Consider the following 12,527-nt stretch of genomic DNA (forward strand, 5'->3'; position numbering starts at 1 on the left):
TCCAGCTGGACGCCGCGCTGGCAGTTCTATGCGCCATGGTCGCCCTTTGCCGGGCTTCTCGGCATCGTCATGGTGGCCTTTGCGCTGGAAGAAAAGCAGCCCTTCTGGAAAACCTGCGGCATCGTCGCCGGGCTCGCCATGATCGTGCTGACCAAGTCGCGCATGAGCCTTGTCGGCGTGGTGGTCTGCACGGTCGGCCCGCGCATGCTGCCGCTGGTAGCCAAGGTCTATGCCTGGCGGATGGCCGCCGCCTTCGCAACGCTGATGGCGATTTTCGGCGGCGCGGTCTTCACCATGATCCAGGGCGGCATCTACGCCTTCAAGAATGCCCGCGCCGACAGCACCCGCGTGCGCGAGGCCCTGCAGCGCATCGCCTATGAGCGCTGGTCGGAGGCCTACTGGTTCGGCCATGGCACCGTGCAGCCCGGCCCGCATCTGGTGGAATATATGCCCATCGGCTCGCATCACACCTGGTATGGCCTGTTGTTCGTCAAGGGCCTGACTGGCTTTCTGGCCATGCTGGTACCGCTACTGGCGCAAACCTTGATCGTGCTCGTCGATTGCGTGCGCCATCCCCGCGGCCGCCTGCCGCTCTCGATCGTCTTCGTCATGATCGTCCTGAGCTTCGGCGAAAACATCGAGATCGAAGCCTACCTCCTCTGGCCAGCCCTGATGATGCTCGGCATCCATGCGCGGGAAATGCGGAACAGCTCCAACCGGGAGTCTGAGTCATGTAACGCTATGTTTCATCCTAGGCAGTCTTGAGATTGATACTGAGCTTGATGATCCATTCTGATGTGGACCGCTCTGTGCTTTCCGAAATCACTTGATGGTCATCGATGAATGATCTCCGTCGCAAAATGGCGCTCGATTATTTCCGCGAAAACTGCTTCAGCGGAGTTGTCGTGCTGAATTCGTTGATAGCACTCAACGTCAGCTTTTGGTCCCCTCATCAGAAAGCCTGAATGACTCAAATGGCGGCGCTTTGCTGCCGACCCACCCTTCGCGCTTTGCAAGGCAAAGGCTGGTATCAACCCTTTCCCGGTGTCCATGTATGTTGCAGCATGAAGTCATGATGGAGACCTTCGGCGGGACGACAGTGACGACAGGTTCTAGGAACCGGTGTCAACGGCGGCGGCACCCGCGCGGGAGGCAAGAAGTCGCTCCCAGATTTCGTCAAGCATGCTGATAGCTTGTACCGTCCAAGCGTTCTGTCCCGGGCTTTTTGGGTGATATTGTGTTTCAGGCCGGGAGATCACGTCGAATGGCTGCATCCCGCGTGACTGCACCATGCATCACAAGCGGATAGGTAACGCCAAAAGGGAATTTGTACAGCCGGTTCTCAGCCTTTGTCGCCCCCCAGCACATAACGCGAAAACGCCAGAGCCTCGCGGGCATCCTGATCCATCTTCGCCTCGTCGGCTCCGTTGCTCAGGTCGCGCCAAACGCGGATATCGCGCCCGATGCCGCCGCCGGACTTGACGAAGGGCTCCATCACTACCGCGCCCCTGTAGTCGATCTCGCGCAGGGCCGCGCCGATCTCATGCCAGGGAAGGCGTCCCTTTCCCGGCACCCGACGGTTGTTCTCGCCTGTGTGAAAGTGGCCGAGCAGGGGGCCGGCGGTGCGAATCGCGGCCCTGAAGCTGTCTTCCTCGATATTCATATGGAAGGTGTCGAGCATCACCTTGACGTTGTTCTTGCCGACATCGCGGACAAAGGCGACGCCCTCTTCGGCCGTATTGATCACATGGTTTTCAAAGCGGTTCAGCACTTCGATGCAAAGGTCGATCCCGAGATCTGCGGCAAAATCGGCGAGGCTCGAAATCCCTTCGACGCCGCGCGCCCGGTCGCCCTCCTTGTCGACCGGCTGCGAATAATCGACCGGCCAATAGGAATGCAGCGCCCCGCCGATGATATGGACATCGAGCTTTGCGATATTGACGAGGGTCTCCTCGAAAAAGGCGCGCCCTGCCTTGCGAATGTCAGCGTCCGGCGAGGACAGGTTTCGCTCCTGCGATGGGCCGAGGCCCGATGTCACCGCAATATTGTTGTCGCGCGCACAACGGGCGATGTCATCGATATGGGCCGGGCTGAAGCTGTTCAGATGGTGTGCTGCGATCTCGATCACGTCGAAGCCGAGTTTGGCGACCTTCTCGACATGGCGAAGGCAGTCCGCGCTCCACTCCTGCTCCCAGTAGGAGTAATAAATCCCGAACTTCATGTCATTCTCCTTACGCCGATTGCTTACCCGGACGGGGATTTTCTAGTTCACGTCCACCGGTTTGGAGCGCATGCGGCGCGCCGTCTCACGTTCCGCGCGTTTGCATCGCATCGGCGGAAGGTCCCGGTCCATCAGCGCCATGTCTTCCAGCACCATGTCACCCATCTGCTTGAAGGCGACGTCCATGGCGCCGGCGCGGTGGGCCGAGCGCAGCAGCCCTGGAGCCGAGCGGGCAGGGTGGTCGAGCGGCAGCGGCTCCAGCGGAAACACGTCGCTTGCCGCCACGATATGGCCGGAGCCGACCGCCTCCAGAAGGGCATCGAAATCGACAACGTCGGCGCGCGACATCAGAATGAAAGCAGCGCCTTTGCGCATGGCGGCGAATTCTTCGCTGCCAAGAAAACCGCGATTCTCCGTGGTCACGGCGGCCATCACGAACACAAAGTCGGATTGGGTCAGCACGTCCTGCAGCGAGGCGGGCTCCACACCATGATCACGCAAGATGGACGGCGGCAGCCAGGGGTCGAATACCTTGATTTTGCAACGAAAGCCGGTCAGCAGGCGGTTGAGCGCGCGGCCGAGATCGCCGAAGCCGACAATGCCGACATCGGAATTGGTGAGAAGCCGAGCGGAGCCATTTCCCTCGCCGCCCCATTTTTCGTTGCCGTTGCGGAACGCAAGGTCCGATTCGGTTATGCAGCGAGCAAGGTCGATCGCGAAGCCAAGGCCGATTTCGGCAACCGGCACGGCAAAGACGGCGCCCGTGGTAATCACGTGTATGCCGCGCGCGAAGACCTCCTCATAGGGCATGTTGTCGAGCAGATTCGATTCGACATTGATGACCGCGCGCAGCGAATTCAATCTAGCCAGGGTTTCGGAGGAAATCGGCGGTTGGCCGAGGATGTAGCGGGCCTGCGCCAGCACCTCCTCATCCAGGCTTGCGACCTTGTCCTCCGTGGTCTCGACAAGCGTGTAGCGCTCCTGCAGAAGGCGCCGCTTTTCATCGGTGAAGATCAGGTCGAGGCTGCGCGGTTCTGGGGCGCAAATCACGAGCGGCTTGGTGTTCATGGGCATCAGTTGTCCTCCTGATTAAAAAATAAACCGATTTACTTTTAAAGTAAACTGATTTACTTTTTGTAATTAGAGGTTTCAACGGCATCGAAAATCGCGCGAGACGCATGTCCAGAAAGAACGCAAACCGCCGGCCCACGATTCATGATGTCGCTGCACGAGCGTCGGTCTCGGCGGCGACGGCATCGAAGGTCGTGCGCGGCGTCGCGGGCGTGAAGAAAATGAATGTCGAACGCGTTCGCGCCGCGATGATCGAGCTGAACTATCGGATGGACCCGATCGCGTCCGGATTGCGCAACGAGCGTCGCCGGATTATCGGTGCAATCGTTCCCGATCTGGAAAGCGCGTTTTTCGGCGCGCTCCTGACCGAGCTTGAAAAACTCGCCGAGGAGGCGGGGTATCATCTGATTGTTTCCTCTGCACGGGGCAGCGAGGCGCGGGAGGCCGATCTTGTCTCGCGCATGAATGACTGGCGGGTGATAGGCACGATCCTTGTGCCGGTGCGTTCTGAACGCGGCCTCGGCGCCGAAAAGCTCAGGGAGCTCGATATGCGCGCGGTGCTCGTTGATCGCGTCAATATTGACGATCGCTACGATACGGTCACCGCCGACAACAGCGCCGCCTCCGCATCGGTCGCCGAAATGCTTCTGGCGCAGAACCATCGCCGCATTCTGATCCACGGGGCGACACGCATCTCGAAATCGATCCGCTTGCGCATGGAAGGCTTCACGGCCCGCGTCAGGGAGCTGGATGAGACGGTGCGGATCGACACGCTGCTTTCCGACGAATCGCTGGATATCCAGCGGCAGGCGATACGCGACTATTTCGATGAGACTGGAGACAATCGACCGACGGCGGTGTTCTCGCTGTCGCAGCACTCGACGCTGCTGGTGCTTTCGGAATTGCGTCGTCGCAACCTGCGAATCCCCAATGATGTCTGTCTCGTCGGCTTCGATGATGCCGACTGGATGCAGACGACGTGGCCAAGCATCACAGCCGTGGCCCAGCCCGTGGAGGCAATGGCGCAGAAGGCACTGCAAGTATTGCTGGCAAGAGCCAGCGATGAGGTGACAGGACCGCCGGAACATCATCTGGAATCCTGTCAGTTGTTCGGTCGCCAATCGACCGAACGGGAGGCGGACTGAACGCAACAGGAGGCGATCGGTACGCAGTTTTTCAATCGGAGGAGAATGAAATGTTCAAGGTAACCACCAGGGGCAAGATCGGCATCGCAGCGCTGATGCTGCTTGTATCGACCGCGCCGGCCATGGCCGATGACGAATACGGCGTGCTGATGAAGACGCTGGCCAATCCGTTCTGGGGTGCGATGGCGGAAGGCGTCAAGGCGGGCGCGGACGCCGCCGGCGTGAAGTATTATCTGCAGGCCGTCGAAAACGACCAGGCCGCCGAGAGTCAGCTGAACGTCTGCAACACAATGCTGGAGCGCAAGCCAGTGGCGATGATTACGGCCGCGATCAACTCGACAAATCTTCTGCCATGCCTGAAGAAAGCGCAGGAAGGCGGAATCGAGATCGTCGATCTCGACGGCAATCTCGATCCGGCCATTCTCAAGGCCGAAGGCATCGACATCACCTTTTCCATTGGATCGGACAATGTGAAGGCCGGCGCGCAGGGCGCCGAATACATGGCGAAGACGCTCGGCGCCGATGCCAAGGGACCGGTGCTGGTGATCGAAGGCCTGTCCGGCAACATCACCGGTGAAAAGCGCACGACCGGCTTTGCCGATCGGCTCGTCGAACTGGCGCCGGGACTCAAGATCGTTGCGTCTTTGCCGGGCGACTGGGATCGCGGCAAGGCCGCCAACATCACCAATGATATCCTGACCCGCAACCCCGACCTGAAAGGCATTTTCGCGGCCAATGACGGTATGGCGCTCGGCGCCGTCGAAAGCGTGTTTGCGGCGGGTAAGGGCGGCGACGTCGTCATTATTGGCGTCGACGGCAATTCCGATGCGGTCAAGTCGATCAAGGATGGGCGTCTGACCGCGTCCGTCGCGCAGCTGCCCTATCTGGTTGGCATGGAAGCGGTCGAAAACGCCAAGAAGGTCGCCGATGGCGGCACGGTCGACAAGCAGATCAATGTCCAGACACTCGTTCTGACCAAAGCCATTCTCGACGAAGGCACCGATCCGGTCCTCAAATACGTGAAGTAGTTTTTGACTACGGGGCCGGCAGACCGGGCGTCTCCGGCCCCGCTCACGGCGAGAGCGGTTGCGACCTGCCTCCGGAAAGATCAAGATGACCCATTCTCAGACTAAACCAACCCGTCCCGAGCCGGGCCCTTGGGGCAGGCTGCAGGCCGCATCGATCGAAAGATTGCATATCCGCCTGGAAAGCCTGCTCGTATTGCTGATCCTGTGCGTGGCGATGACCAGCCTGTCGCCCTATTTTCTGTCCGTCAGCAATATGATGAACATCCTGCTGGCGACTTCGACCATCGGCGTTCTGGCAATCGCGGCAACCTACGTGCTCAGCTCCGGCGGGCTCGATCTTTCGCTCGGTTCCGTCATGGGGCTTTCCGGCGTTGTCGGTGCCGCTTTCGCGGTCAATCTCGGTATGCCGACGCCCGTCGCGGTCGTGGCCACGCTAGCGGCCGGCACGCTGGCAGGTTTCGTCAACGGCATGATCATCACCCGCGCCTTCGTTCCGGCCTTTATCGTCACACTGGGAATGCTCGGCATCGCGCGCGGTCTGGCGCTGGTGATTTCCGACGGGCGGGTGATCTATGGTCTACCCAAGGCGATGGTCTATATCGGGCAGGGGCGTCCGCTGGGCATTCCCATGCCAGTGATCATCTTTCTGGCGGCGGCCTTCATCATGCATCTGATCCTGGCCTATACCAAATTCGGACGCCACACGCTTGCGATCGGCGACAGCGAGAATGCGGCCCGTACAGCCGGCATCAATGTCCGGCGTCACCGGCTCGTGCTCTATATGCTGTCTGGCGGGCTCGCAGGGCTGGCGGGACTGCTCTACTCCACCCGCATCAATTCCGGCGACCCGACCGCCGGCATCTCCTATGAGCTGACCGCGATCACGGCGGCGATCATCGGCGGAACCAATCTGTTCGGCGGCCGGGGCTCGATCCTCGGCACCATGATCGGCGCGCTGATCATGGGCGTTCTGCAGAACGGCCTGAACCTTCTGGCGGTCCAGAGTTACTACCAGCAGATGGCGATCGGCAGCGTTCTGATCCTGGCCGTGTTCATCGACCAATGGCAGCTCAGAAAGGAGAGCCGGGTATGACCCTATTGAAGATCGAAGGCATCACCAAGAGCTTTGGCGCCGTTTCCGTTCTGCATGGCGTCGACCTGACCGTCGGGGCTGGCGAGGCGATCGGGCTGGTCGGCGACAATGGCGCGGGCAAATCGACCCTGATGAAGATCGTCACCGGCATTTACCAGGCCGATAGTGGCGCCATCATCATGGATGGCGAGGATATGTCGCCCTATTCCCCCGGGGAACGGCGGACCAAGGGCATCGAGATGATCTATCAGGATCTGGCGCTCGCCCGCCAGCAGGACGTCGCCGCCAACATCTTTCTCGGACGAGAGCCGACGCGCAACATTCTCGGCATGAAATTCGTTGATGGCCGGAAAATGCGGATCGAGGCGCAGGCAATGATCGACCGGCTGGGCGCGAAACTGCCGGCCATCAACCGTCCGGTGGGCTCGTTCTCCGGCGGCCAGCAGCAATCCGTTGCTATCGCCCGCGCGCTGACCTTCAATCCGCGCATCGTGATCATGGATGAACCGACGGCGGCGCTTGCCGTACGGGAAGTGCAGGGCGTTCTCGACCTCATCCGGCAGCTCAAGTCGGAAGGCATCGGCGTCATCCTGATTTCGCACCGCCTCAACGATGTGCTGTCGGTGACCGACAGGATCGTGGTGCTGCATCAGGGCTATGCCGCAGCCAATCTGAAGACCACGGAAACCGACATGACGGAAGTCGTATCGGCGATCGTCGGCGGCGGCGATGTGGCCGAGGCCGCTGCGCATGAGCTTTCGGCTGGCCATCACCCTGCGCGTTAGACCGTTTGCCGCCTTCGTTTACTGACACGCTGCAGGTGGCGAGTACGACAACCGCCTCGTTTCAGACAATATCAACCTGCGAACAAGCGCCCTCATGCCGCGCATCGGCCGTACGCCTTCGCGCATTGCGAACTGGCGTAGCAGCGGCACGGCATCAAGCACGTAAAGCCCGGCACAACGTGCGATCTGGACGAAGAGGAAATCGACCAGCTGCGAGGAACGTGCAGAAACGCAATCAGGTTCTTAACGTAGATTCCTAATCTGAGGGTCACGCGTTCGAATCGCGTCGGGATCACCATCGATTTCAGGCAGACAATCCGTCACCCGAGCCCGCTTGCGGCGGCGAAATGGTATCGTCCCTATGGCAAAGAGAGGGGCGCGCGGCTTATAAAGCTTGCGATACACATGCTGCCCGATCGCCCCGGCGCGCGGAAGATCCGCGTTCGAGGGAGCTCAGGCCGTCATCGGAGGCGGAACTGTCGATGAACGCGTGGCTTCCCAGATACCTCAACGCCGGTCTGCTTGCCATTGCCGCGCTCGGGCTTGGCGCGGGACTCGCCCTTAACTTCGTCGGCCTTTCAGGGCCGGCGACCGTTCTCTGGGCGGCGGGCGTGATGCCCGTCCTTGCCGCTCTGCTGGTCGAGATCGTGCGCAGCCTTGCGAAGGGCGAGGTCGGGCTCGATATCGTGGCGGCTCTGTCGATGTCGGCGGCCCTGTTGGTTGGCGAGACTCTCGCCGCGGCGGTGGTCGCCGTGATGTATTCGGGCGGCACGTTTCTGGAGAGTTTCGCCGAGGGCCGCGCCCGTCGCGAAATGAGCGACCTTCTCTCCCGCGTGCCAAGAACCGCGACGCGGTACAGCAATGGCGCGCTGGAGGAGGTGCCGTTGAACGCCATCGCGCCGGGCGATCTTCTGCTGATCCGCCAGGGCGATGTCGCATCCGTCGACGGCACGGTGGAAAGTGATCGGGCGGTGCTGGACCAGTCGGCGCTGACGGGCGAATCCATGCCCGTGCGTCTGGACAGGGGCCAGGATGTGATGAGCGGCTCCACCAATGCCGGCGATGCGTTCGATCTGCGGGCCACGCGGCGGGCCGCCGAAAGCACCTATGCCGGGATCGTCCGGCTGGTCGAGGCGGCGCAGGCGTCCAAGGCCCCGATGGCCCGGCTGGCCGACCGCTGGTCGCTGATATTCCTCGCCGTCACCATCGCTCTTTCGGCGGCGGCCTGGTGGACAACCGGCGATCCGATCCGCGCCGTGGCGGTTCTGGTGGTGGCGACCCCCTGTCCGCTGATCCTTGCCGTTCCGGTGGCGCTGGTCGCGGGCATGTCGCGGGCGGCCCGGTTCGGCGTTCTGATCAAGGGCGCAAAGCCGCTGGAGGCGTTGGCGCGGATCAGGACGCTGATTCTCGACAAGACCGGCACGCTGACAGACGGACGCCCGCAACTGGTATCAATCCAGACGCTTGGCGATATGACCGAAGACGAAGTCCTCTATTTCGCCGCCGCGCTCGATCAGGCATCGAAACACCCGATCGCGCAGGCGGTCGTGGCCGCCGCCCGGCAGCATGATGCCATTCTCCCGGTTCCGGAAAACGTGGTCGAGATGCCCGGACAGGGCGTTTCGGGAACCATCGGAGGCAGGAAGGTGGTTGTCGGGGGCGCGCGTTTCGTCGCCTCCCAGATCGGTATGGCCGATACCGACAGCGCGGTGGTCGCGGCCGGTTCGGTCGTCGTGTCGCTGGCGGTCGATGGCAAGATCATGGGCCATCTGGTGATGGCGGATGCGCTACGGGAAGGCACCGCAGGGCTTCTGGCGGGATTGCGCCGGCTTGGGGTTGCGCGCATCCTGCTGGCGACCGGGGATCGCCGGGCGGTGGCGGAGGCCGTGACGGACGGTCTGGGTCTCGATGCGGTTCGGGCCGAACTGACGCCAGACCAAAAGGTGCTTCTGGTTTTGACGGAGCGCAAGAATGGCCCGGTGATGATGGTCGGCGACGGCGTCAACGATGCTCCCGCGCTGGCGGCGGCCGACATCGGGGTCGCGATGGGGGCACGCGGCGCCGCGGCCTCGGCGGAGGCCGCGGACGTGGTTCTGCTGGTCGACAGCCTTGACCGGCTTCTGTCGGGGATCGAGGTCGCCCGACGGTCGCGCAGGATCGCGCTTGAAAGCGTGGCGGTCGGCATCGGCCTTTCCGTTGCCGGGATGATTGCCGCGGCCCTGGGGTATCTCACGCCCGTCGAGGGCGCGATACTTCAGGAAGTGATAGACGTTGCCGTTATCCTGAACGCGCTGCGCGCCTTGAGGATCGTGCCAAAGCAGGCGGCGCAATCCGCAGAAGGCCTCCAATCGACGGGCTGCACAGAGCGGCGGGTCAGTGCGCGGCCATGAGCCCGTCAGCGTCGAACGCATGTTGGCCGAGCGCTTCGAGCGGTATGATCTTCGGCGTCGACGCCTGCTCCTTCAGCGTTGCCAGATCGAACTTCGCATAGCCGAGGCTGTTATAGGTCCGAATGAAGACGGCGCCGCGCTCAAGGTCGATCAGGGTGATCCATGAGGTGTATTCGGTGATGAATTCGGGCGGGGCGCCGGCGGACTGCCCGGTCAAGTCGCCGGCCGATTTGGTCAGGGCGCTGGCCTTGGCGCTCGAATAGACCGAGGCGCCCTTGGGGCGGTCGAACTTGTTCATGACATGGCCGAGCTGCCTTATCGTCGCGTCCTGACCGTCGGTCTTTTCGGAGAAATTGGCGTAATAGACCGCGCGCACGAAGCGATCGACGGCGGTGTCGGAGGAGGGCAGCGTAACCGTGGCGATGCCCGAATCCGGCTGGATGAAGTCCTGGCCGAGAAATGTCGCGTTGGAATGGTCGACATTGCTGAGATGGGTGTAGTTGTTGAGGTTGGTCAGATGCCAGTCGAAGCGCGGGCTGTTGGTCATCACCCCGGTCGGATTGTCAAACACCTGGCGCTCGCCGTCGAAGAACTCGATCACGATCGACGCGCCGGTCTTGTCGTGAACGGTGTAGTGGAACGGCGGCACGACGCCGCCAAGGGCCGCCAGCGGATCAACCAGCACGGGCTGTTCTTCCAGCGCGGCCTTGACCTCGGCGACCGTGGAAAACCGCGCCAGCATCCATGCGCCGAGATCGATGGCGGAAAGCACCGGCACGTCGGCGGCAAACGTGTCGTCCGGTCCATGCGTCTCGGAAAAGGCGAGCAGGCTGAAATTGAGGCCGGCGTCGTTCAAGCCTTCGACGACCTTCAGGTCGTCCGCGCTGCCATTGGGCACGACGATGCCGAACACGTCATATTTGCAGTCGTAATTCAGCGACGCGTGGTCCCCGGCCTTCGATGAAAGCTTCGTGCCCTTCGGAAGGAACGCCACCAGATAGGGCAGTTCCACCGGCAGTTCTAGCGTGCGCCCCGCATAGACGGAGCCCGAAAGGTCTTTGAGAAGAAGCGATGTGCACATGGTATCCTCTTTGAAGCTTTGCTGGCCTGGTAGGTCATTCGCGGTTACCGAAGGCGGATCAGATTACCGTGACGGCGTGTTTTCGTGCACTGTCCGATCGAACAGTCGGCATGGCGCGTGGCCGTCATCCGATCTCCCCCTTGCCCTGTCGGTTTCAGCATATCAGACGCCATTGTTCAATGCGCCGCGTGGCGCGCCTCTACCATGCTCAGCGCGGCGGCAACGAAAAAGCAGAAGGCTCCGAACCAGAGATTGGCGTTGGAGGCGTCGAGTGCCCATTGCGGGTCCGTGCCGCGGGGCACATAGGCGACCGTCGAGGCGATCATGAAGGCGATGCAGCCGAGAAGATTGATCGCGACGATCCACCAGGCGATCTCGCGCCGCGGCCGGATATCGTGCGCATGGCTGGTCTCGATATAGGCGAGATAGGCCGAGACCAGGAACAGCACCGAGCCGATCATGCCGGGCAGCCAGATCACGGTATTCTGCATCAGCCAGCCGGACGGGGCCTTGATGGCGTCGAACGTGTTGAAGTTGAAGGCGACGGTGCCCACGAACTGGGTCGCGGCGCTGATCCAGCCGACGCTTTTGGGGTCCCATCCGAAGAGGTTGGGCCGCTTCGCGCCGCTGGTATAGGTCTCGTCGGCATTGGCCGCCTGGAAAAGCTGAAGATAGGCGGCGGTGGTAAACGGGATCGAGCCGGCGAAGAAGGTGACATTGGCCGCCCAGTCCGGCAGGCCTTTGGTCAGCGCCGGAAACAGCGCCAGCAAGCTGCCGAGCATGAACAGGAACGAGCCGATGCAGAAGATCAGCCCCATGATCCAGTTGTAGCGCGCGGTGTGCCAGGGCGCCGGGCGGGTGTGTTCCAGCGCCCGCCGTTCCCGGAACAGTCCCTTGCGGTGGTCGCGGGCGAGCCAGAGCAGCGGTCTTCCGGCCCTGTGGTAGCGGCGGAGCGTCACGAACGGCCAGGGGCCGCGCGCCTCCTCATGGGGCTCTTTGGCGGGGTTTTGGGCTTTCCGGTTCATCATCGCGTCCGCACCATCAGCTTATCAGCACGATCACGATGCCGAACAGGGTCAGGATCGTGCTCGATGTTGCGTAGGGGACCGAAAAGCCGAGAGACGGCACCTGGCTTTCCGCCTTGTCGGTGATCATGCCAAGCGGAGCGGCGGCCGTGCGCGCACCGGCGCAGCAGCCGAGCAGGATCGCATCATCGAAGCGGAAGATGTATTTGCCGATATAGATCGACAGCAGCATTGGCAGCGCGGCTGCGAAAATGCTCCACAGCACGAAGACGAAGCCGAGCTCCTTCAATCCCGCGATCACGCTCGGCCCCGCCGAAAGGCCGACAACGGCGATGAACATGTTGAGCCCGATCGAGTTCATGAACCAGGTGGTTGCCTGCGGCACCCGGCCGAAGGCGGGGCGGATCGAGCGCAGCCAGCCGAATAGCAGGCCGACCAGCAGCACGCCGCCGGCCGTCGACAGCGTCAGCGGAACCGAGCCGACCCGGAGCGTCAGCGAACCGATCAGCGCGCCGACGATGATGGCGGCGGCGATGAAGGCGATGTCGGCCCGGTTGGTCTCGCGGTCGAGATAGCCGAACGTCTTCGCCACCGCCGAAATATCCGCCGAGCGCCCGACCACGGTGACGACATCGCCGCGATAGAGCCTGGTATCGGGCAGGATCGGTATGTCGACCGACATGGCGCC

General features: G+C 62.2%; 10 protein-coding genes, 1 tRNA gene and 1 pseudogene. 7 read left to right on the forward strand and 5 right to left on the reverse strand.

The window, feature by feature from the left end:
• Window positions 1-765, forward strand: a 765-nt coding sequence (locus B4E36_RS06330) for a hypothetical protein (RefSeq protein WP_345900137.1), incomplete at its 5' end; no start/stop codon positions are given.
• 577 nt (window positions 766-1,342) lie between these two features.
• Here B4E36_RS06330 and B4E36_RS06335 read toward each other — a convergent pair.
• Both B4E36_RS06335 and B4E36_RS06340 read right to left on the reverse strand, forming a co-directional pair.
• Entirely contained in the window at window positions 1,343-2,221 is an 879-nt protein-coding gene (locus tag B4E36_RS06335; RefSeq protein ID WP_292052588.1) for a sugar phosphate isomerase/epimerase family protein, read from the reverse strand.
• Window positions 2,222-2,263: 42 nt separating this feature from the next.
• Window positions 2,264-3,295 (reverse strand): hydroxyacid dehydrogenase, encoded by a 1,032-nt coding sequence (locus tag B4E36_RS06340; RefSeq protein ID WP_292052585.1) that lies wholly within the window; start codon window positions 3,293-3,295, stop codon window positions 2,264-2,266.
• A 104-nt stretch (window positions 3,296-3,399) separates the two neighbouring features.
• Here B4E36_RS06340 and B4E36_RS06345 point away from each other — a divergent pair, with 104 nt between their 5' ends.
• The 6 genes from B4E36_RS06345 (at window position 3,400) to B4E36_RS06370 (ending at window position 9,733) form a co-directional block, all read left to right on the forward strand.
• Window positions 3,400-4,437 carry a LacI family DNA-binding transcriptional regulator gene (locus B4E36_RS06345; protein WP_292052582.1) on the forward strand — a complete coding sequence of 346 codons (1,038 nt, stop codon included), beginning with the start codon at window positions 3,400-3,402 and terminating at the stop codon, window positions 4,435-4,437.
• A 50-nt stretch (window positions 4,438-4,487) separates the two neighbouring features.
• On the forward strand, window positions 4,488-5,465 hold the full coding sequence (locus tag B4E36_RS06350) for a substrate-binding domain-containing protein (protein ID WP_292052579.1): 978 nt from the start codon (window positions 4,488-4,490) through the stop codon (window positions 5,463-5,465).
• 85 nt (window positions 5,466-5,550) lie between these two features.
• On the forward strand, window positions 5,551-6,558 hold the full coding sequence (locus B4E36_RS06355; protein WP_292052576.1) for an ABC transporter permease: 1,008 nt from the start codon (window positions 5,551-5,553) through the stop codon (window positions 6,556-6,558).
• Window positions 6,555-7,343 carry an ATP-binding cassette domain-containing protein gene (locus tag B4E36_RS06360; RefSeq protein ID WP_345900138.1) on the forward strand — a complete coding sequence of 263 codons (789 nt, stop codon included), beginning with the start codon at window positions 6,555-6,557 and terminating at the stop codon, window positions 7,341-7,343. The genes B4E36_RS06355 and B4E36_RS06360 overlap by 4 nt, the downstream gene beginning before the upstream one ends.
• A 226-nt stretch (window positions 7,344-7,569) precedes the next feature.
• Window positions 7,570-7,641 (forward strand) — tRNA-Arg (locus B4E36_RS06365).
• Between the two features lie 184 nt (window positions 7,642-7,825).
• Window positions 7,826-9,733 carry a heavy metal translocating P-type ATPase gene (locus B4E36_RS06370; RefSeq protein ID WP_345900139.1) on the forward strand — a complete coding sequence of 636 codons (1,908 nt, stop codon included), beginning with the start codon at window positions 7,826-7,828 and terminating at the stop codon, window positions 9,731-9,733.
• Here B4E36_RS06370 and B4E36_RS06375 read toward each other — a convergent pair.
• The 3 genes and pseudogenes from B4E36_RS06375 to B4E36_RS06385 all read right to left on the reverse strand — a co-directional run.
• Complete coding sequence (locus B4E36_RS06375) at window positions 9,717-10,814, reverse strand: linear amide C-N hydrolase (RefSeq protein WP_292052566.1); 1,098 nt, start codon at window positions 10,812-10,814, stop codon at window positions 9,717-9,719. The genes B4E36_RS06370 and B4E36_RS06375 overlap by 17 nt on opposite strands.
• A 176-nt stretch (window positions 10,815-10,990) precedes the next feature.
• Entirely contained in the window at window positions 10,991-11,839 is an 849-nt protein-coding gene (locus B4E36_RS06380) for a hypothetical protein (protein ID WP_345900140.1), read from the reverse strand.
• Window positions 11,840-11,855: 16 nt separating this feature from the next.
• Window positions 11,856-12,527 (reverse strand): annotated as a pseudogene (locus tag B4E36_RS06385) (aspartate-alanine antiporter); the annotation flags it as partial.

Source organism: Martelella sp. UBA3392 (genome assembly GCF_002358775.1).
Taxonomy (GTDB): domain Bacteria; phylum Pseudomonadota; class Alphaproteobacteria; order Rhizobiales; family Rhizobiaceae; genus Martelella; species Martelella mediterranea.